Genomic DNA, 22,235 nt, shown 5'->3' on the forward strand with positions numbered 1-22,235 from the left:
TTACCCCTTAGTTTTTCCGGAACATTTTCAGCATACGCTGAGTCACGGTGAAGCCACCGAAAATATTAATGCTGGCGATAAGCACCGCGATAAAGCTCAGGAAGCTGACCCAGCCGCCCTGACCAATTTGCAATAATGCCCCGACAACAATAATCCCTGAAATTGCGTTGGTCACCGACATTAATGGCGTATGAAGCGCATGAGACACGTTCCACACCACGTAATAACCAACCACGCAGGCGAGCGCAAACACGGTAAAATGGCCGAGGAACTCTTTTGGCGCGACATCGGCCAGCCAGCCAAAAAGAATGATCGCCAGCGCCATTAACGCATACTTCCGCCAGGGTGAAGCGGGCTTTTCCAGCTCTTTTGGCGCAGGTGCTGCTTTAGGCGCGGACTGTGGCTGTGCGGAAACCTGGATTGGCGGCGCAGGCCAGGTAATGTCGCCGTCGCGAATCACCGTCACGCCACGGATCACGACATCGTCAAAATCCACGTCAATATTGCCGTCTTTCTCTTTGCACAGCAGCTTCAGCAGGTTAACCAGGTTGGTGCCATAAAGTTGGGATGACTGCGTCGGCAAACGCCCCGGTAAATCGGTGTAGCCAATCACTTTCACGCCATTGTCCGTCGTCACAACCTGATTGGCGACGGTATATTCGCAGTTACCGCCGTTCTGCGCGGCCAGGTCGACAATCACGCTGCCGGCCTTCATAGAATCGACCATATCGCGGGTAATCAGCTTCGGCGCAGGTTTGCCCGGAATCAACGCGGTGGTAACAATGATATCGACTTCTTTGGCCTGGGCGGCAAAGAGCGCCATTTCCGCTTTGATAAACGCCTCGGACATCACTTTGGCGTAACCATCGCCGCTACCGGCTTCCTCTTTAAAATCCAGTTCGAGGAACTCAGCCCCCATACTCTGAACCTGCTCTTTGACTTCAGGACGAGTGTCAAACGCGCGGACAATCGCCCCCAGGCTGTTTGCCGCGCCGATAGCCGCAAGACCGGCAACGCCCGCGCCAATCACCATCACCTTCGCCGGCGGCACTTTCCCGGCGGCGGTGATTTGGCCGGTAAAGAAGCGCCCAAATTCATGCGCGGCCTCTACAATGGCGCGATAACCCGCGATATTCGCCATTGAGCTTAACGCGTCGAGCGACTGCGCGCGGGAAATACGCGGCACGGAGTCCATCGCCATCACCGTGACCTTACGTTCGGCAAGTTTCTCCATTAACCCAGGATTTTGCGCAGGCCAGATAAAACTGACCAGCGTAGTCCCGGGGTTCAGTAAAGCGATTTCATCTTCTTCAGGCGCATTAACCTTGAGAATAATTTCCGACTGCCAGATAGCATTGCCGTCTACAATATCCGCGCCAGCCTGCGCAAACGCTTTGTCGTCAAAACTTGCCAGTTGACCCGCCCCGCTTTCGATAGCGACGCTAAACCCCAGCTTCAGTAGCTGCTCTACCGTTTTCGGCGTCGCAGCGACACGGGTTTCATTGGGTAACCGCTCTTTTGGTATGCCAATTCGCATAAATGTTCCCTTCCATCGGTATTTTTGATGATGGTTTGTCAGTAAGCGCGAGAAGCGTACGCCTGCCCGCGTTTGAGGTAAATGTTACCCCAGCAGAATAAAACCGTTACAAACTCTCTATAACCTACTGAAAATAACGCCTGTGATCTAGCGCCAAAAAACAGAATTTTTTATCAAATTTGCAAAACATGAACGATTCAGCCGCTAAGCAGCCATAATGCCTTGAAAATGGCCTGCGAGGGCTGATAATTCGCTCAAATTTGACAGTAAAACATCATTAAACCTCTGTCGATATCAAGAAATTAACATTAAATTAACTTATTAAATTCATGCGCTTCATTAGCTTAGCCGCCCGGACGCCGTTTTTTTCGACATATCGGTAAATGTTATCATCAAAGATAGGATACATGACACGATGCGTGAAAAATCCCGCAGACATCCATATGGTTTAAATGCAATAATCAGCCACGTTTCTAGTCAATAACAATACCAGTACCTGGTTTGCGCAAGGCGAAGGATTATTTTTATGAAGCTTAAGAACACTCTCCTGGCGTCGGCTCTGCTTTCTGCGGCTGCTTTTTCTGTCCATGCAGCAACAGAACTGACGCCGGAGCAAGCGGCTGCACTAAAACCTTATGACCGCATCGTTATTACCGGTCGTTTTAATGCTATTGGCGATGCGGTCTCCGCCGTGTCCCGCCGCGCAGATAAAGAAGGCGCAGCCTCCTTCTATGTTGTCGACACCTCGGAGTTCGGCAACAGTGGTAACTGGCGTGTTGTGGCGGACGTGTATAAAGCCGACGCGCCGAAAGCCGACGCGCCCAAAAATCGTGTCATTAATGGCATCGTGGAATTACCGAAAGACCAGGCCGTACAATTAGAACCGTATGACACCGTCACCGTTCAGGGCTTCTACCGTAGCCAGCCGGAAGTTAACGATGCCATTACGAAAGCGGCGAAACAGAAAGACGCATACGCTTTCTATATTGTTCGTCAGGTGGATGCGAATCAGGGCGGAAACCAGCGCATCACTGCATTTATCTATAAACAAGATGCGAAAAAACGCATCGTCCAGAGCCCGGACGCTATTCCGGCAGACTCTGAAGCTGGCCGCGCCGCGCTGGCTCAGGGCGGCGAAGCTGCGAAGAAAGTCGAAATTCCAGGCGTCGCTACGTCAGCCTCGCCGAGCGCCGAAGTAGGCCGTTTCTTCGAAACGCAATCCACCAAAGGTGGGCGTTACACTGTCACACTTCCGGATGGCACAAAAGTTGAGGAGCTGAATAAAGCGACGGCTGCGATGATGGTGCCTTTCGACAGCGTTAAGTTCACCGGCAACTACGGCAATATGACAGAAATCTCCTACCAGGTCGCCAAACGCGCGGCGAAGAAAGGCGCTAAGTATTATCATATTACGCGTCAGTGGCAGGAGCGCGGCAATAACATCACCATCAGCGCCGACCTCTATAAATAAGGCGCGCGTCGCCATCAGGCTTTCTCGCCGGATGGCGGCATACCTGCCTTATCAGGCCTACACGATCGTTCAACGGCAGGCCTGATAAGCCACCATCAGGCACTTTCTCGCGGGATGCCAGTTCCGTCAAATATCGCGATGAATCTCACTTTTCGCTTTTTTGGCGATAAATCTTATCAAGGCCGTTGCATGCGGTCCCTTCTCTCCGTAAAATCCCGCGCCTTAGTGGCTTTCACCATTTTTATGCGTTTTGCCATAATAATTATTCTTCCAATTTCATTTTTATAGCTGGATACCAATGGAAAAAAAACTGGGACTGAGCGCGCTGACCGCGCTGGTTTTAAGCTCAATGCTTGGCGCAGGTGTTTTCAGTCTGCCCCAGAATATGGCCGCCGTTGCCAGTCCGGCTGCGTTGTTAATTGGCTGGGCCATTACCGGCGTGGGGATACTCTTACTGGCATTCGCCATGTTAATCCTCACGCGCATTCGCTCCGAGCTTGACGGCGGTATCTTTACTTACGCCCGCGAAGGCTTCGGCGAACTGATTGGCTTTTGTTCTGCCTGGGGCTATTGGCTGTGCGCGGTCATCGCCAACGTATCCTATTTGGTTATCGTTTTTTCAGCGCTGAGTTTCTTTACCGATACGCCTGCGCTGCGTCTGTTTGGCGACGGTAATACCTGGCAGGCTATTGTCGGCGCTTCAGTCCTGCTCTGGATTGTCCATTTCCTCATCCTGCGCGGCGTACAAACGGCAGCCAGCATCAATCTGGTCGCGACTCTGGCGAAACTGTTGCCTCTCGGCGCGTTTATTGTGCTGGCTATCATGATGTTCAAACTGGATACATTCACACTGGACTTCACCGGTGTTGAGCTCGGTATTCCCGTATGGGAACAGGTCAAGAACACCATGCTTATTACGCTGTGGGTGTTTATTGGCGTTGAAGGCGCCGTCGTCGTCTCGGCCCGAGCGAAAAATAAACGCGATGTAGGCCGCGCCACGCTACTGGCGGTACTCGCAGCGCTGGGAATATATCTCCTGGTCACGCTGCTTTCTCTTGGCGTTCTGGCGCGTCCGGAACTGGCGGAGATGCGCAACCCGTCGATGGCCGGTCTGATGGTGAAAATGATGGGGCCGTGGGGAGAAATTATTATTGCGGCGGGACTGATTGTGTCTGTCTGCGGGGCTTATCTAAGCTGGACTATCATGGCGGCGGAGGTGCCATTTCTGGCGGCAGCCTATAAATCCTTCCCGGGCATCTTCGCGCGACAAAATGCGCAAGGCGCGCCTTCTGCGTCGTTATGGCTCACCAATATCTGTGTGCAAATCTGTCTGGTGCTGATCTGGCTGACCGGTTCAGACTACAACACGCTATTAACGATTGCGTCAGAAATGATTCTGGTGCCCTACTTTCTGGTCGGCGCATTTCTGCTGAAGATTGCAACGCGTCCCCTCCATCGGGCGGTCGGTATCGGAGCCTGTATTTATGGCTTATGGTTATTATATGCGTCGGGTCCCATGCACCTGCTGCTGTCCGTCGTACTGTACGCGCCTGGATTACTGGTTTTCCTGTATGCGCGTCGGACGCACAAGCATGACAACGTATTAAATCGTCAGGAAGTCGTGCTGATTGGTTTATTGCTGGTCGCGGCGGTTCCGGCTACGTGGATGCTGGTGGGTTAACCCCCCCATCGTAATATCCGTCTGTATTACGATGGGGAAACCACGGTCTTTGCCAATATTAATGCCATTTAATCCAGCAAAAAATCAGCAGCCACGCGCTTAGCCCCCAGCAGACCACCGCACCGCCAAGCGCGACGGGCAGGCGCATCACGCCGCTGAAATACCATAGCGTTGCAAGATAAATGAAATAAGGAATGATCGACCACATGCTAAAGATGATGGTGGTACGCATCGCGTCGATGCCCCGCTCGCTGGCCACGATATAGTGCGCGATAAGCGCAAACGTTGGAAACAGTGGAATTAATCCGGCGATATAATAATTTTTTGTTTTTGACAGCAGACCAATCAATACGACGACCAGCGCCCCCAGGGCAGCTTTAATCACGAGTCCCATTACCTTGCCTTAACACGCTAATAACAACAGCGTGTAGCATAACGGAACCGCTCTCGTTTAGAAAAGATTTATGGAAGGGAAAACAGAGGCGGTGTATGTTGGCGTTTTCTATTCTCCATTTATAATATGAACCGCATTGTATTTGTTGAAGACGACGCTGAAGTGGGTTCTCTCATTGCCGCTTATCTGGCGAAACATGATATTGATGTCATTGTTGAGCCGCGTGGTGACCGGGCGGAGGATCTTATCCTCACCACTCAGCCCGATCTGGTTTTACTGGATATTATGCTTCCAGGTAAAGATGGCATGACGATATGCCGCGATTTACGCCACCGCTGGCAAGGCCCGATTGTCCTGCTCACCTCGCTGGACAGTGATATGAATCATATTCTGGCGCTGGAGATGGGCGCCTGCGACTACATCCTCAAAACCACGCCTCCGGCCGTTTTGCTGGCGCGTCTGCGCTTACACCTGCGGCAAAGCGAACAAACGCAACAGGCAAAAAGTCTTCAGGAGAGCGCGCTTACGCCGCATAAAGCGCTGCGTTTTGGCGCGTTAACCATCGATCCCCTAAACCGGGCGGTCCAGCTCAACGGCGATTTCATATCGCTCTCCACCGCCGATTTTGAATTGCTCTGGGAACTGGCGACACACGCCGGACAAATTATGGATCGCGACGCGTTGCTAAAAACGCTGCGCGGCGTCAATTATGATGGTCTGGATCGCAGCGTGGATGTGGCGATTTCCCGCCTGCGTAAGAAACTGCTGGATAGCGCTGCTGAGCCCTATCGTATAAAGACCATTCGCAATAAAGGCTATCTTTTTGCCCCTCATGCCTGGGACGAAACGACGGGATAAGTTAGCTGCAGCTTTTACCTGCCTTTATCAAATCATAGTGGCGATGCTCATCACCGCCACTGTTCAAAAAACAGACATTGTATACATGAATGCTATTTTTATTAGTCGAAACGGCCACTTTATTACCGTTTTCTCTGCGTTGCGGCTCATCATTACGTCTTTTTCGCTCAAGAAAATTAAATTAAAAAAACTCGAATCCAGTTCACAAAATTGATAACAAAATGTTTGCCCGGCGCTATATTACCGTCTTTTTTCGCAAATTGTGAAATCAAACAAATCATAATCATGAATATATAATAACAAATATATTCACCATAAATATATGCGTTTCCGACAGTAACTTTTGTATTAATTAATAACATATAAGAAAAGTTAGCATTTGCTGAAATAATATTATTCAGATTAGGATGCCTTTGATTCAACGAATCTGTAGAAGTTCAATCTTTTGCAAATAAGTTAAGTTTTTAAGGATAAAAAAATGAAAAGAAAAGTATTGGCACTTGTCATCCCGGCTCTGCTGGCTGCTGGCGCGGCACACGCCGCTGAAATTTATAACAAAGACGGCAACAAACTGGACCTTTACGGGAAAGTAGACGGCCTGCACTATTTCTCTGATGACTCTTCTAAAGATGGCGATCAGACCTATATGCGTTTCGGCTTTAAAGGCGAAACACAGATTAACGACCAACTGACCGGTTACGGCCAGTGGGAATATAACGTTCAGGCTAACACTACCGAAGGCGAAGGTGCTAATTCCTGGACTCGTCTGGCATTCGCCGGCCTGAAATTCGGCGACTACGGCTCATTCGACTATGGTCGTAACTACGGCGTCCTGTACGACGTGGAAGGCTGGACCGATATGCTGCCTGAGTTCGGCGGCGACTCCTATACTTACGCTGACAACTACATGACCGGTCGTGCTAACGGCGTGGCCACCTACCGTAACACTGATTTCTTCGGTCTGGTAGACGGTCTGAACTTCGCGTTGCAATATCAGGGTAAAAATGAAAGCCAAAGCGCTGACGATGTAAATATCGGTACCAATAACCGTAATAATGGCGACGATATTCGTTACGATAACGGTGATGGCTTCGGTATTTCTACTACCTATGATATTGGCATGGGCTTCAGCGCAGGCGCTGCGTATACCACTTCCGATCGTACTAATGAGCAAGTTAATGCTGGCGGCACGATTGCTGGCGGCGACAAAGCGGATGCCTGGACAGCTGGCTTGAAATATGATGCCAACAACATCTATTTAGCGACTATGTATTCTGAAACCCGTAATATGACGCCTTATGGTAAAGCGGACCCGGGTTATGCTGGCGGCGTAGCAAACAAAACGCAAAACTTCGAAGTTACAGCCCAATATCAATTTGATTTCGGTCTGCGCCCGGCGGTTTCTTTCCTGATGTCTAAAGGTAATGATCTGACCTATAACAACGTTAATGGCGATGATAAAGACCTGGTTAAATATGCTGATGTAGGTGCTACCTACTATTTCAACAAAAACTTCTCCACCTATGTTGATTATAAAATCAACCTGCTGGATGATGACGACCAGTTCTATAAAGATGCCGGTATCAGCACTGATGATATCGTCGCGCTGGGTATGGTTTACCAGTTCTAATTATTCATTAATTCTTCTCAAGCCCGCCGTTTCGGCGGGCTTTTCTTTTTTTATCACCACCGTTCTAAAAACAGAACGCACTGTTCCCTGGGCACAGATTGAACAATTCTTGTTCGCTCTCTATGGTTTGCTTATCGCCCGACAAAAGGAACATGCTAATGATCAGTCTCGTCCCGTCTCTGATTTCCAGAACCACTCTTCTCTTTCTGCTCACGGCCACAGGCGCAGCCACCGCCGCCCGCCCGGCAGCGGATATTATTTTGCATAACGGTAATATCATCACTCTGAATGATGCCCAGCCGCAGGCCAGCGCGCTGGCGATTTCCGGCTCGCGGATTGTGGCGATTGGCGATGATACGGCGACAAATGAATGGCGCGGCGACCATACCCGTACCATCGATTTACAGGGTAAAACCGTGATACCCGGCCTGACCGATACCCACATCCACGCCATTCGCGGCGGACAAACCTGGACATTCGAAACCTACTGGTACAACAGCCCTTCGCTTAAAGACGCGCTGGATAAATTACGCGCCGACGCTAACCGTCGTCCCCACGATCAATGGGTAGCCGTAGTGGGATCGTGGATACCGGCACAATTTGCAGAAAACCGGGCGCCGACGGTAGCCGAATTGAGCCACGCCCTTCCCGATCATCCGGCTTATATTCAGTATCTTTACGACTATGCGTTAGTGAATCAGCGCGGTATAGACGTACTTGGCCTTAACGACACCCCTCCTCCTGATTTAGCGGGAATCCGCGTAGAGCGCGACGCAAAAGGTAGCGCCACGGGGAAATTATTTGGTGACATCGCCGCGTTTAACCAGCTTTTTGCCAGCATAAGTCGTAACGCCGATCGCGAGGGTGGTCTGCGGCAATTTTTCGCTGATATGAACGCTCGCGGCGTGACCGGCATCATTGACCCCTCTGCCGGGCCTGCCGCCGCTTATGAGCCTTTATTTACAATGCGAAACCAGGGGGATTTACCGCTGCGCGTGGGGTATCGCATTCCGGTACAGCCGGAAGCGAAAGGTCATGAAGCGCAGTGGTTCAGCAACCTGATGGCCTTTCGCCCGGCGCGTGCCGATGACGGGCAACTGGCTTTTCTTGGCCTGGGGGAAAGCCTGGTGGCCGGAATGAATGACGGCGTGCGGATGGCCCCAGGGTTTTCTTCCTCAGAGCAGGACAAAACCGCGCTTCGCCAGGTCGCGACGCTTGCGGCAAAACGGGGAATACCGCTTGAGATCCACGCCTATACCGATGACAGCGCCGACGCGATATTGACGATTTTTGAGCAGGTAGCGCAGCAGTACGATCTGCGCCCTCTCCGCTGGTCTATTGCGCATCTGAATACCGGTTCGCCACAGACGCTTGAGCGAATGCGTAAGCTGGGCCTGGCATACACTGTGCAAATGGGGCCTTACTTTGAGGGGCTTGCCATCCGTGACGCCAATCCACCCGGCGCGACGGACAATTCGCCGCCGGTTCGACTGGCGCTGGATAAAGGGCTTGTCGTAGCTGGCGGCACCGATTCGACGCGTATTGGCATTGCCGGTGTCTGGCACGCTATCGAATATCATATCACCGGTATAGCGTCAGGCGGTTCCGTGCGTAAACCCGCCAGCGAGCGGCTCACGCGTCTGGAAGCGCTAGCGTTATATACACGTCATGCCGCCTGGCTCGCCTTTGCCGAACAACACCGGGGCCAGCTTAGCGTCGGAAAACAGGCCGATCTGGCGGTACTCAATCAGCCATTTATGACGATGCCGGAAGACAGAATTGATACCATTCGCGCTGTTTTGACGCTTGTCGATGGACGCATTGTTCACGAAAGTCCGGACCTTAACGCCGGACAATGAGGTTGTCAGTTGACGCAAAGCCTGCTTTTATAACCCACCAGCGGCGCTGACGGGAAATCTTTTTCGTCAGCGCGCGATAGAGCTAATGTATTGAGATCCGGTGGGCGTTGATGAAAAAGCTGTTTGTGCAGTTTTATCTTTTGCTGTTCGTCTGTTTTCTGGTCATGACCTTATTGGTCGGACTGGTGTACAAATTCACTGCCGAACGCGCGGGCAGGCAATCGCTCGACGATCTGATGAAAAGTTCGCTCTATCTGATGCGCAGCGAACTGCGGGAAATTCCGCCGCGTGAATGGGGGAAAACGTTAAAAGAGATGGACCTGAACCTCTCTTTCGATTTACGCGTTGAACCGTTAAATCACTATAAGCTTGATGCCACCACCACGCAGCGACTGCGTGAAGGCGATATCGTCGCGCTTGACGATCAATACACCTTTATTCAGCGTATCCCGCGCAGCCATTACGTCCTGGCGGTTGGCCCGGTTCCCTATCTCTATTTCCTGCATCAAATGCGACTGCTGGATATCGCTTTAATGGCGCTCATTGCCTTTTCTCTCGCCTTTCCTGTGTTTATCTGGATGCGCCCGCACTGGCAAGAAATGCTCAGGCTCGAATCCGCCGCGCAGCGCTTTGGCGAGGGTCACTTGACTGAACGCCTGCACTTCGATAATGGCTCCAGTTTCGAACGTCTGGGTGTCGCGTTCAACCAGATGGCGGATAACATTAATGCTCTGATCGCCAGTAAAAAACAGCTGATTGACGGTATCGCCCACGAGCTTCGCACGCCGCTGGTACGTTTACGCTATCGGCTTGAAATGAGTGAAAATCTGACACCGCCGGAATCACAGGCGCTCAATCGCGATATTGGTCAACTGGAAGCGCTGATTGAAGAACTGCTCACCTATGCGCGCCTTGACCGACCGCAAAATGAACTGATGTTGACCGAACCCGACCTCCCCGCCTGGTTGCTAGCGCATTTGCAGGATGTGCAGAGCGTGACCCCGGAACGCGCCGTAAACCTTCTCACATCTGTAATTGGCGATTATGGCGCGCTTGATATGCGGTTAATGTCGCGAGTGCTGGATAACCTGCTGAATAATGCGTTGCGCTACAGTCGTACCACCGTTCAGGTCAGTCTGTTACTCGACGGCAGTCAGGCAACATTGATAGTCGAAGATGATGGCCCCGGCATTGAAGCGGATGCGCGTGAGCGCATATTTGAACCTTTTGTCAGACTCGACCCCAGTAGAGACCGGGCGACAGGCGGCTGCGGGCTTGGACTCGCCATCGTACACTCTATCGCCCTGGCGATGGGCGGTAGCGTCGTCTGTGACGAGAGCGAACTGGGCGGCGCAAAATTTAGCTTTCACTGGCCGGTCTGGCACGCGATGCCCGACATGACCGCTGCCTGACGTATTTTGCACGCTGGTTGAGCGGCGGGAACTGTGCTATACAGATAGTATGTTGTAACTAAAGTGAGTGATACCATGTCCCGCTACGATCTCGTTGAACGCCTGAATGGTACTTTTCGCCAGATAGAACAATACCTGGCGGCGCTGACGGATAATCTACAGCAGCATTCGCTACTTATCGCCCGTGTCTTTTCACTGCCGCAGGTGACCAAAGAGGCGGAACATGCGCCGCTGGATACTATCGAGGTAACGCAACATCTGGGGAAAGAGGCCGAAGCGCTGGCGCTACGTCACTATCGCCATTTGTTTATTCAACAGCAGTCCGAAAACCGCAGCAGTAAAGCCGCCGTCCGCCTGCCTGGCGTCTTATGCTATCAAGTGGATAATGCGACACAGTTAGATCTGGAAAATCAGATACAGCGCATTAACCAGTTGAAAACCACCTTCGAGCAGATGGTTACGGTAGAGTCCGGTCTTCCCTCAGCGGCACGTTTTGAGTGGGTGCATCGGCATCTACCCGGCTTAATTACGCTGAACGCTTACCGCACGCTGACGCTTATCAATAACCCCGCCACCATACGTTTCGGCTGGGCAAATAAACATATTATTAAAAATTTAAGCCGGGATGAGGTTCTGAGCCAGTTGAAAAAAAGCCTCGCGTCGCCGCGCAGCGTCCCGCCGTGGACGCGCGAACAATGGCAATTCAAGCTGGAACGGGAATATCAGGATATCGCTGCCTTACCGCAGCAGGCCCAACTCAAGATTAAGCGTCCGGTTAAAGTACAGCCGATCGCTCGCATCTGGTATAAAGGCCAGCAGAAACAGGTGCAACACGCCTGCCCCACGCCGATTATCGCATTAATCAACACGGACAACGGCGCTGGCGTGCCGGATATTGGCGGGCTGGAAAACTATGACGCCGATAATATTCAGCACCGTTTTAAACCACAGGCGCAACCGCTGCGACTGATTATTCCGCGACTGCACCTGTATGTGGCGGATTAACGTCCCGGCGTCATACTGCCAACCATCAATTCCGGACGTACCCAGGCGTCGAACTCCTCATCGCTAAGATATCCTAATGCCACGGCTGAGGCTTTGAGCGTCAGCCCTTCTTTATGCGCCTTCTTCGCAATCTCCGCCGCTTTATCGTAACCGATGTGCGTATTCAGCGCAGTGACCAGCATCAGCGACTCATTCAGCAACTGCGTAATACGCTCGCGGTTTGGCTCGATTCCTGATGCACAGTGTTGATTGAAACTCGCCATGCCATCGGCCAGCAGGCGCACCGTTTGCAGAAAATTATGAATAACCATCGGACGATAGACGTTGAGCTCAAAGTTGCCCGATGCGCCCCCCATATTGATGGCCACATCGTTACCCATCACCTGGCAACATAGCATCGTTACCGCTTCACACTGGGTCGGGTTCACTTTACCAGGCATAATGGAACTGCCCGGCTCATTCTCAGGGATAGCAATCTCGCCAATGCCGCAGCGCGGGCCGGATGCCAGCCAGCGAACATCGTTGGCGATTTTCATCAGCGAGGCCGCCAGCCCTTTTAATGCGCCATGCGCCTGTACCAACGCGTCACAGGTCGCCAGCGCTTCGAATTTATTCGGGGCGGTAACAAACGGCGCCGCGGTAATCGTCGCCAGTTCCTCGGCCACGCGCCGGGCATATTCCGGGTGGGTATTAAGCCCTGTCCCTACTGCGGTTCCGCCGAGCGCCAGTTCCGCGACGTGCGGTAAACTGTGCTCAATGTGTCTGAGGTTATGTTCCAGCATGGCTACCCAACCGGAAATCTCCTGGCCTAAGGTGAGCGGCGTCGCGTCCTGCAGGTGAGTACGGCCAATTTTGACAATATCGGCGAAAGCGTGGGATTTATCGCGAAGCGTATCCGTTAATGCGGATAATTGCGGGATAAGGTGTTCGCGCAACGCCAGTAACGCCGCCACGTGCATGGCGGTTGGGAACACATCGTTTGAGCTTTGACTCTTATTGACGTCATCATTGGGATGCACCTTGCGTTCCATACCGCGAACGCCGCCCAAAATTTCACTGGCGCGGTTCGCTAACACTTCATTCATATTCATGTTGCTTTGCGTACCGGACCCGGTCTGCCAAATCGCCAGCGGAAACTCATCAGCATGTTTTCCCGCCAGCACTTCATCAGCCGCCTGGATAATCGCGCTGGCTTTTTCCGCCGCCAACAACCCTAAGTCCTGGTTGACCTTCGCAGCGGCGCGCTTGGTCAACGCCAGAGCGTGAATGAGCGAGACGGGCATTTTCTCCGTGGAAATCCGAAAATGCTCCAGCGAACGTTGAGTCTGCGCCCCCCACAGTTTATCTGCCGGGACTTCAATCGCACCCATTGAATCTTTCTCGCGGCGTACCGTTACCATTACCTGCTCCTTACTCAAGTTGATGAGATCATGTGTCGACATTGCTCACATGTTTGCGGTCTTATGAGTATTAACGATAACAACACAACGGTGTAGACCGGATAAGGCGCTTGCGCCGTTCTCCGGCAAAATAGCGAATCATGTTACCGCCCCGCAGGGCGGCGACATTACTTAACGCAGCGCGCGCACTGCGATGACTGAATCTGCTGGAAGAAATCGTTGCCTTTATCATCCACCAGAATAAAGGCCGGAAAATCCTCCACTTCAATTTTCCAGATAGCCTCCATACCCAGTTCAGGATATTCCACGCACTCCAGGCGCTTGATACTGCCCTGCGCCAGAACGGCTGCCGGGCCGCCGATACTGCCCAGGTAGAAGCCGCCATGTTTCTTACAGGCATCGGTCACCTGCTGGCTGCGGTTGCCTTTCGCCAGCATGATCATACTGCCGCCCTGCGACTGGAGCTGATCAACATAAGAGTCCATCCGTCCTGCGGTAGTCGGCCCAAGCGACCCGGAGGCGTACCCTTCCGGCGTTTTTGCCGGCCCCGCATAATAGATAGGATGATCTTTGATGTACTGCGGCAAACCTTCGCCTCTGTCCATCCGTTCTTTCAGTTTAGCGTGCGCGATATCGCGGCCCACAATAATCGTGCCGTTCAGCGACAGGCGCGTTGATACCGGATACTGCGACAGTTGTTGCAGTATCTCGCTCATGGGACGGTTAAGATCAACGCGCACCGCCTCGCCCTCTCCCGCCTGGCGCAGCGCCTCGGGAATATATTTACCGGGATTGCGCTCCAGCTTCTCGATCCAGATCCCTTCCCGGTTGATCTTCGCTTTAATATTTCGATCCGCGGAGCAGGACACGCCCATACCTACCGGACACGATGCCCCGTGGCGCGGCAATCGGATGACACGAATATCGTGAGCGAAATATTTGCCGCCGAACTGCGCGCCCAAGCCAAGATTTTGCGCCTCAAGCAACAATTCTTTTTCCAGCTCAATATCGCGGAAGGCCTGCCCGTGTTCATTGCCTTCGGTCGGTAGCGCATCATAGTATTTTGCCGAGGCCAGCTTAACGGTCTTCAGGTTCGCTTCCGCCGAGGTGCCGCCAATGACAAACGCAATGTGATACGGCGGACAGGCGGCGGTGCCCAGCGTACGCATCTTATCAACGAGATAATTTTTGAGCTTACCCGGCGTCAGAAGCGCTTTTGTCTCCTGATAGAGGTAGGTTTTATTCGCCGATCCGCCGCCTTTAGCGATACAGAGGAATTTATATTCATCGCCATCGACGCTGTAGAGATCGATCTGCGCCGGCAGGTTAGTACCGGTATTGACCTCTTTGTACATATCCAGCGCCGCGTTTTGCGAATAGCGCAGGTTATCTTCGATATAGGTGTTATATACGCCGCGAGCCAGCGCCGCTTCATCACCTCCGCCAGTCCAGACGCGTTGGCCTTTTTTGCCGACAATAATGGCCGTACCGGTATCCTGGCAGGTGGGCAACACGCCCTTGGCCGCGATATCGGAGTTTCGCAGGAATTGCAGCGCGACATATTTGTCGTTTTCACTGGCCTGCGGATCGCGCAGAATATCCGCCACCTGCTGCTGATGCGCGGGACGTAGCATAAAAGACGCATCGTGGAAGGCCTGACGCGCCAACAGCGTGAGCGCTTCCGGCGCGACTTTCAGGATCTCTTGTCCTTCAAATTCGGCGACGGAAACATGTTCGCTGGTCAACAAGTAGTACTCGGTATCGTCCTTTTTGAGGGGAAAAGGGTCTTGATAAAAGAAGGGTTTGTTTGACATTGTGCTCTCACTTACCGCTCGGTATGGTTATTCTCTGGGCAGGTGTTCCATTGCCCGACTCAAAGCGAGTAACACTATCCTACACAATTTTTTAACAAAAACTGAGACAAGTACGACTTTTTACGCCCGGAGGTTACTTCATGCGGGTTTCTTGGTTTAATACCTCCCATTAATCTCCACATTGAAACAGGGCTTGATAATGCAAAAACTCATTAACTCAGTGCAAAACTATGCCTGGGGAAGTAAAACTGCGTTAACGGAACTTTATGGCATCGCCAATCCGCAGCAGCAGCCAATGGCTGAACTCTGGATGGGCGCGCATCCCAAAAGCAGCTCGCGAATCACCACCGCCAACGGCGAAACCGTCTCCCTGCGTGACGCCATCGAAAAGAATAAAACCGCCATGCTGGGCGAAGCGGTAGCCAACCGTTTCGGCGAACTGCCGTTTCTGTTTAAAGTACTGTGCGCCGCGCAGCCGCTCTCTATTCAGGTACACCCGAATAAACGCAACTCCGAAATCGGTTTCGCGAAAGAAAATGCGGCGGGTATCCCCATGGATGCCGCAGAGCGGAACTATAAAGATCCTAACCATAAACCAGAGCTGGTTTTTGCCCTGACGCCTTTCCTGGCGATGAACGCGTTCCGCGAATTTTCTGACATTGTCTCTTTACTGCAACCTGTCGCCGGCGCGCATTCCGCTATCGCCCACTTTTTGCAGGCGCCAAACGCTGAACGTCTGAGCCAGCTTTTCGCCAGCCTGTTGAATATGCAAGGCGAAGAAAAATCCCGCGCGTTAGCCGTACTCAAAGCGGCGCTTAACAGCCAGCAAGGCGAACCGTGGCAAACGATCCGCGTGATTTCAGAGTATTATCCTGACGACAGCGGGCTTTTCTCTCCTTTGTTGCTGAATGTGGTCAAACTGAATCCCGGCGAAGCGATGTTCCTGTTTGCCGAAACGCCTCACGCTTATCTGCAGGGCGTTGCGCTGGAAGTCATGGCGAACTCCGATAACGTTCTGCGCGCTGGCCTTACGCCAAAATATATCGACATCCCTGAGCTGGTCGCGAACGTGAAGTTCGAACCTAAGCCTGCCAGCGAGTTGCTGACTGCCCCGGTAAAAAGCGGCGCGGAGCTGGACTTCCCAATTCCGGTTGACGATTTTGCTTTTTCACTGCACGACCTGGCGCTTCAGGAGACGAGCATCGGCCAACACAGCGCCGCGATTCTGTTCTGCGTTGAGGGTGAGGCGGTGTTACGTAAAGATGAACAGCGTCTGGTACTGAAGCCGGGTGAATCTGCCTTTATCGGCGCGGATGAGTCTCCGGTTAACGCCAGCGGCACAGGCCGTTTAGCGCGTGTTTATAACAAGCTGTAGCAACGTACTGAATTTTTTAACAACTCTTGCTAAGCTTATAACAGACGTAAAACTCCTCCAGGCGGTTTAATCCGCCTGGTTTCATTTTTATGGACAATTGATATGAAAAAAACACTGGTAGCTGCAGGTGTAGTAATTGCACTTGGCATCGTCTGGACAGGCGGCGCCTGGTATACGGGGAAAAAGCTGGAGAACCATCTTTCAGAAATGGTGACTCAGGCCAATGAACAGCTCAAGCGTACTGCGCCGGAGGCCGGTGTCGAATTAAGTTATCAAAACTACCAGCGTGGCGTGTTCAGTAGCCATCTGCAACTGGTTGTCAAACCGGTTGCCGGCGCAGACACTACCTGGTTGAAACCCGGGCAAAGCATTGTGCTGGACGAGTCCGTTTCACATGGTCCCTTCCCGCTCGCCCAGCTTAAAACGCTCAATCTGATCCCTTCTATGGCGTCGGTAAAAACCACTCTGGTGAATAACGATGCGGCAAAACCCCTCTTTGATATCGCGAAAGGCGACGCGCCCTTTGTTATCAATACCCGCATTGGTTATGGCGGCGATACCCGCTCCGATATCTCTCTCAAGCCGTTAAACTACGAGAATGCCGGTGAAAAGGTCGCCTTTAGCGGCGGCGAGTTCCAGCTTAACGCCGACAAAGACGGTAATGTGGTTTCGCTGTCGGGCGAAGCGCAGAGCGGCCTGGTCGATGCCGTTAACGAATATAATCAGAAGGTACAACTCACCTTTAATAATTTGAAAACCGACGGTACCAGTAAGCTGGCAAGCTTTGGCGAGCGTGTAGGCGACCAAAAGTTAACGCTGGATAAACTGTCCATCGCCATTGAGGGTAAAGAGATGGCGGTGCTGGAAGGGATGGAAATTGCCGGCAAGTCCGATCTCGTCAACGACGGAAAAACCATTAACAGCCAGTTGGATTACTCGCTTAACAGCCTGAAAGTGCAGAATCAGGATTTAGGCAGCGGTAAATTAACGCTGAAAGTCGGTCAAATCGACGGCGAAGCCTGGCACCAGTTTAGTCAGCAATATCATGCGCAAACGCAGGCGCTGTTGAATCAGCCGGACGTGGCGCAGAATCCTGAGCTTTATCAGCAAAAAGTCACTGAAGCGTTCTTTAGCGCTCTCCCCGTGCTGTTAAAAGGCGATCCGGTACTGACCCTGGCGCCGCTTAGCTGGAAAAACGCCAAAGGGGAAACCACGCTGAATCTGTCGCTGTTCCTCAAAGATCCGGCAACCACAACGGCACAACCGCAAACGCTGGCGCAGGAAGTCGACCGCTCCGTGAAATCGCTGGATGCGAAACTGGCAATTCCAATGGACATGGCGGTCGAGTTTATGACGCAGATAGCAAAGCTGGAAGGCTATCAGCAGGATGATGCGGAAAAACTGGCAAAACAGCAGGTGCAGGGGCTGTCCGCAATGGGTCAGATGTTCCGACTGACAACGCTGAAGGATAATACTATCGCCTCCAGTTTGCAGTACGCCAATGGCCAGATCACGCTCAACGGACAAAAAATGCCGTTGGAAGACTTTGTCGGCCTGTTTGGGATGCCGGCGCTTTCCGTTCCGGACGTTCCGGCGCTGCCTCAACAATAATCGCCTTGCCGGGTGTCGCGACGCTGCACCCGGTCTGCGCCGAACGACGCGCAGCCTCTACTTTTGCGTTACCAGGCGAGCGGCTATCGTTTGACTCCGCACATGGTGCTCGTCGTGAGCAATACGCTGCAATATTCGTTCGGCCAGGGTATAGCCTATTTCTCGCGCCGGCGTACTGGCCCAGATAATCGGCAGGTCGTCGAGGGCGTTCTCCGCCACATCAGCAAACGCCGCCAGCGACACCTGCTGCTCGAAATAACGATCGACACCGCTCTCGCCACTCTGTCGTCCGGCTCTCAGTAGGCCAAACCACGCCCCCATCGCAATGGTTTCGTTGTAACAAACGACAGCGCTAATGGTCGGATTGTATCGCAACAGCGCAGTAATGCTTTCTGCTGCCTGTTTCTGACTGGAAGCGCATTCCACGACCCACTCGCTGTGAAACGGTAGACCGTATTTTAACAACGTCGCACAATAGCCGCCCACGCGCTCCGCACGGGTTAAAGATGCGCTTTGTCCTCCCAGCCAGGCGATGCGCTGATGGCCCTGACGAATAAGGTACTCCGTCAGGAGCTGCGCCGCCTGCATGTTGTCAGGCCGAACGGTATCCGCATCATCAAGATAGCTGGCGCGTGACGCAAACACCACCGGAATTCCTTGTGCGTCGGCCTGCGCTCTCAGCGCTTCGCTACTACCCGCCGCACCGGCGATCACCATGCCATCCACGCCCTGATTAAGCAGCATGGTAAAACGCTGATTTAGCTGTTCGCCATCTTTCCCCCCGTGCAGGAGAAAAACCATACGGCCTTGCGCTTCCAGCGCTTCCGTTAACCCGGCGGTCAATTCGGCGTAAAAGGGTGCCGATAAATCACGCACGATCAAACCGATAACGCCGCTTTGCCCGCCACGCAGCGCGGACGCCTGGCGGTTACGCACAAAACCCAGTTGTTCAATTGCCGCGTTCACGCGCTCGCCGGTCGCGGCCGATATTCGCCCCTTGCCGCTCAGCACTAAGGAAACGGTGCTCACCGACACACCAGCCGCCAGCGCAACATCGTGGATAGTGATTTTTTTGGCGATAGCCATGTCAACAAATCGCTCCAGAATCTGACAGATAAAACGTTTTACCTATCCGTTATCTTTATACGCGTTATTATCGGTCAGTAATGTGATTAATGCCGCACTAAAATTTGATAAAACGTTTTATCTTTTCGCCATCATAACCTGACACCGGCCTTTATTAACAAGGAGTCGTTAGATGACGACGAAAACCACGCCAAAAATAACGCTATGGGAATTTTTCCAGCAACTGGGCAAAACGTTTATGTTGCCCGTCGCCTTGCTCTCGTTCTGCGGCATTATGCTCGGTATCGGCAGCTCGCTCAGTAGCCACGACGTTATCACCCTGCTCCCCGTGCTGGGTAATCCCTTGCTACAGGCTATCTTCACCTGGATGAGTAAAGTAGGTTCTTTTGCCTTTAGCTTCCTGCCGGTGATGTTTTGTATCGCGATTCCGCTCGGTCTGGCGCGGGAAAACAAAGGCGTCGCCGCGTTTGCCGGGTTTGTCGGTTATGCGGTCATGAACCTTGCAGTCAACTTCTGGCTCACGGCAAAAGGCATTCTGCCGACCACCGATGCGGCGGTGCTGAAAGCCAATAACGTACAAAATATTCTGGGCATCCCCTCTATCGATACCGGCATCCTCGGCGCCGTTATCGCTGGTATTATTGTCTGGATGCTGCATGAACGGTTTCATACCATTCGTTTGCCGGATGCGCTGGCTTTTTTCGGCGGTACGCGTTTTGTACCTATCGTTTCCGCCGTTGTGATGGGGCTTGTCGGCCTGGTTATCCCGCTCGTCTGGCCGGTTTTTGCGATGGGAATTAGTGGACTGGGTCATATCATCAATAGCGCCGGCGACTTTGGACCGATGATTTTCGGCACCGGCGAGCGCCTGCTGTTGCCTTTTGGTCTGCACCATATTCTGGTAGCGCTGATTCGCTTCACCGAGGCGGGGGGTACGCAAGAGGTATGCGGGCATACCGTGAGCGGCGCATTGACTATTTTCCAGGCCCAACTCAGTTGCCCAACGACGCACGGCTTCTCTGAAAGCGCCACTCGTTTCTTATCGCAAGGCAAAATGCCGGCGTTTCTCGGTGGGTTGCCGGGCGCCGCGCTGGCAATGTACCACTGTGCCCGTCCAGAAAACCGCCCTAAAATTAAAGGATTATTGATTTCCGGTTTAATCGCCTGCGTTGTCGGCGGTACAACGGAGCCGCTGGAATTCCTGTTCCTGTTCGTAGCGCCAGTGCTGTACGTTATTCATGCTCTGCTGACCGGGCTGGGCTTCACCATCATGGCTATTCTCGGCGTCACTATCGGCAATACGGATGGCAATATTATTGACTTTGTGGTGTTTGGCATCCTGCATGGTCTGTCAACAAAATGGTATCTGGTTCCGGTAGTGGCGGCGATTTGGTTTGCGGTTTACTACCTCATTTTCCGCTTCGCCATTACACGCTTTAACCTCAAAACACCGGGGCGCGAAGCGGAGATCGCCACCAGCATTGAAAAAGCGATCGCTGGCGCGCCAGGAAAATCCGGCTACAACGTGCCTGCTATCCTGGCGGCATTAGGCGGCACGGAAAACATCGTGAGTCTGGACAACTGCATCACCCGCCTACGTCTGTCCGTGAAAGATATGTCGCTTGTCGATGTCCAGGCATTGAAGGACAATCGTGCGATAGGCGTCATACAGCTCAATCAGCATAATTTGCAGGTGGTTATCGGCCCGCAGGTTCAGTCGGTAAAAGATGAAATGGTTGGTCTGATGAATACCGTTCAGGCATAAGGAAGAGATATGTTCGATTTTTCACAGGAAGTTGACCGTCGCGGGACATGGTGTACGCAGTGGGATTATGTCGCCGATCGTTTTGGCGAGGCCGATCTGCTCCCCTTTACGATTTCGGATATGGATTTTGCCACCGCGCCGTGTATCCTGGAGGCGCTAAACCAGCGCCTTTCCCACGGTGTGCTGGGCTATAGCCGCTGGAAAAATGAGGCGTTTTTAGGGGCGATTACCCACTGGTTTGCGACACGCCATCAGACCACGATAGATGCCCACTCCCTCGTATACGGCCCCTCCGTTATCTATATGGCGTCCGAGCTTATCCGCCAGTGGTCCAACGAAGGCGATGGCGTGGTAGTTCATACCCCCGCTTACGATGCTTTTTATAAAGCGATTGAAGGCAACCATCGCATCGTCACTCCCGTCCCGCTGGAGAAAGAAGGCAACGCCTGGTATTGCGATATGGCCAAACTGGAGGCGGCGCTGGTGCGTCCGGAAAGCAAAATCCTGCTGCTGTGCAGCCCGCAAAATCCCACCGGTAAAGTGTGGACGCGTGACGAGCTGGAAACGATGTCAACGCTATGCGAGCGCCATGGCGTACGGGTGATTTCCGATGAAATTCACATGGATATGGTATGGGGAAACCAGCCGCATATTCCCTGGAGCAATGTCGCGCGCGGAGACTGGGCGCTGCTCTCCTCCGGCTCGAAAAGCTTCAACATTCCGGCATTAACCGGCGCTTATGGAATCATTGAAAATAGTGAAAGCCGTGAACGCTACCTGGCCGCCTTAAAAGGGCGCGACGGCCTCTCTTCGCCAGCGGTGCTCTCGCTCACGGCGCATATTGCCGCGTATCAGCACGGCGCGCCGTGGCTGGATGCGTTACGCGCCTCGCTGGCGGCTAATATGCGCTATATTGAGCAGGCGCTGAATGGCGCCTTTCCGACGTTGAACTGGCAAGCGCCGCCATCGACCTATCTGGCCTGGATTGATCTCCGTCCACTCGGCATTGACGATCAAAAATTACAGCACACGCTCATTCATCAGGAGAAAGTCGCCATTATGCCCGGCGATACCTATGGCGCAGAAGGCCGGGGATTTGTGCGTCTGAATGCCGGATGCCCTCGCCTGAAACTTGAAAAAGGCGTCAACGGATTGATTAACGCTATCCGCACCGTTCGCTGATACTGTCTACAAGCAGGGGGCTGACCCTTTATCCTAAGATGCGATAACAGAGACAACCCCCGTGAGCTGACCGGGGGCGCGTTAAAGAGAATGATACAAAATTTCTCCCGCGCTCTCGCGAAGTTGCAACGTAATGACTCCGTTTTTGCAAAATT

At 52.8% G+C, this 22,235-nt stretch carries 16 protein-coding genes; 11 read left to right on the forward strand and 5 right to left on the reverse strand.

All coding sequences use genetic code 11. The features are described 5' to 3' along the window. Positions 1-7: 7 nt before the first annotated feature. Positions 8-1,537: a Re/Si-specific NAD(P)(+) transhydrogenase subunit alpha gene (pntA, locus tag ACLJPE_RS03960; RefSeq protein ID WP_023220681.1), complete on the reverse strand. Its 1,530-nt coding sequence runs from the start codon at positions 1,535-1,537 to the stop codon at positions 8-10. A 526-nt stretch (positions 1,538-2,063) separates the two neighbouring features. Here pntA and ydgH point away from each other — a divergent pair. Both ydgH and ACLJPE_RS03970 read left to right on the forward strand, forming a co-directional pair. Next, positions 2,064-3,008, forward strand: a complete 945-nt coding sequence (gene ydgH, locus ACLJPE_RS03965; protein ID WP_000769292.1) for a DUF1471 family protein YdgH — start codon at positions 2,064-2,066, stop codon at positions 3,006-3,008. Between the two features lie 298 nt (positions 3,009-3,306). After that, a complete protein-coding gene (locus ACLJPE_RS03970; RefSeq protein ID WP_000412353.1) occupies positions 3,307-4,689 on the forward strand; it encodes an amino acid permease in 1,383 nt (460 codons plus the stop codon). Between the two features lie 58 nt (positions 4,690-4,747). On the opposite strand, the gene ACLJPE_RS03975 is transcribed toward ACLJPE_RS03970, so the two are convergent. Next, positions 4,748-5,083: a GlpM family protein gene (locus tag ACLJPE_RS03975; protein ID WP_001629457.1), complete on the reverse strand. Its 336-nt coding sequence runs from the start codon at positions 5,081-5,083 to the stop codon at positions 4,748-4,750. A gap of 126 nt (positions 5,084-5,209) precedes the next feature. Here ACLJPE_RS03975 and rstA point away from each other — a divergent pair, with 126 nt between their 5' ends. The 5 genes from rstA to tus all read left to right on the forward strand — a co-directional run bounded on the left by rstA (position 5,210) and on the right by tus (position 11,847). Beyond that, positions 5,210-5,941 (forward strand): two-component system response regulator RstA, encoded by a 732-nt coding sequence (rstA, locus tag ACLJPE_RS03980; protein ID WP_001080048.1) that lies wholly within the window; start codon positions 5,210-5,212, stop codon positions 5,939-5,941. A gap of 478 nt (positions 5,942-6,419) precedes the next feature. Further along, positions 6,420-7,571: a porin OmpS2 gene (gene ompS2 / locus ACLJPE_RS03985; RefSeq protein WP_023232818.1), complete on the forward strand. Its 1,152-nt coding sequence runs from the start codon at positions 6,420-6,422 to the stop codon at positions 7,569-7,571. Positions 7,572-7,723: 152 nt separating this feature from the next. Next, on the forward strand, positions 7,724-9,430 hold the full coding sequence (locus tag ACLJPE_RS03990; RefSeq protein WP_072102626.1) for an amidohydrolase: 1,707 nt from the start codon (positions 7,724-7,726) through the stop codon (positions 9,428-9,430). A gap of 110 nt (positions 9,431-9,540) precedes the next feature. Continuing rightward, positions 9,541-10,842, forward strand: a complete 1,302-nt coding sequence (rstB, locus tag ACLJPE_RS03995; RefSeq protein WP_031601867.1) for a two-component system sensor histidine kinase RstB — start codon at positions 9,541-9,543, stop codon at positions 10,840-10,842. A 75-nt stretch (positions 10,843-10,917) separates the two neighbouring features. Beyond that, the gene (tus, locus tag ACLJPE_RS04000; protein WP_031601868.1) at positions 10,918-11,847 is read left to right on the forward strand and encodes a DNA replication terminus site-binding protein; all 930 of its coding nucleotides are present in this window, start codon (positions 10,918-10,920) and stop codon (positions 11,845-11,847) included. Here tus and fumC read toward each other — a convergent pair. Together fumC and fumB are read right to left on the reverse strand one after the other, a co-directional pair. Further along, positions 11,844-13,247, reverse strand: a complete 1,404-nt coding sequence (gene fumC, locus ACLJPE_RS04005) for a class II fumarate hydratase (RefSeq protein WP_000259117.1) — start codon at positions 13,245-13,247, stop codon at positions 11,844-11,846. The genes tus and fumC overlap by 4 nt on opposite strands. A gap of 167 nt (positions 13,248-13,414) precedes the next feature. Further along, positions 13,415-15,061, reverse strand: a complete 1,647-nt coding sequence (gene fumB / locus ACLJPE_RS04010) for a class I fumarate hydratase (protein ID WP_000066609.1) — start codon at positions 15,059-15,061, stop codon at positions 13,415-13,417. 199 nt (positions 15,062-15,260) lie between these two features. Here fumB and manA point away from each other — a divergent pair, with 199 nt between their 5' ends. Together manA and ACLJPE_RS04020 are read left to right on the forward strand one after the other, a co-directional pair. Continuing rightward, the gene (manA, locus tag ACLJPE_RS04015) at positions 15,261-16,436 is read left to right on the forward strand and encodes a mannose-6-phosphate isomerase (protein ID WP_001170625.1); all 1,176 of its coding nucleotides are present in this window, start codon (positions 15,261-15,263) and stop codon (positions 16,434-16,436) included. A gap of 102 nt (positions 16,437-16,538) precedes the next feature. Next, entirely contained in the window at positions 16,539-18,047 is a 1,509-nt protein-coding gene (locus tag ACLJPE_RS04020; protein ID WP_000753340.1) for a YdgA family protein, read from the forward strand. A gap of 57 nt (positions 18,048-18,104) precedes the next feature. Here the strand turns inward: ACLJPE_RS04020 and ACLJPE_RS04025 are convergent, their stop codons facing one another. Further along, positions 18,105-19,133, reverse strand: a complete 1,029-nt coding sequence (locus ACLJPE_RS04025; RefSeq protein WP_000951918.1) for a Mal regulon transcriptional regulator MalI — start codon at positions 19,131-19,133, stop codon at positions 18,105-18,107. Positions 19,134-19,305: 172 nt separating this feature from the next. Between ACLJPE_RS04025 and malX the strand changes: the two genes are divergently transcribed. Next, positions 19,306-20,898: a maltose/glucose-specific PTS transporter subunit IIBC gene (malX, locus tag ACLJPE_RS04030; protein WP_000208902.1), complete on the forward strand. Its 1,593-nt coding sequence runs from the start codon at positions 19,306-19,308 to the stop codon at positions 20,896-20,898. 9 nt (positions 20,899-20,907) lie between these two features. Further along, positions 20,908-22,080: a MalY/PatB family protein gene (locus ACLJPE_RS04035; protein WP_000459431.1), complete on the forward strand. Its 1,173-nt coding sequence runs from the start codon at positions 20,908-20,910 to the stop codon at positions 22,078-22,080. Positions 22,081-22,235 lie beyond the last annotated feature (155 nt).

Source organism: Salmonella sp. SAL04196 (assembly GCF_046550835.1).
Lineage (GTDB): Bacteria > Pseudomonadota > Gammaproteobacteria > Enterobacterales > Enterobacteriaceae > Salmonella > Salmonella enterica.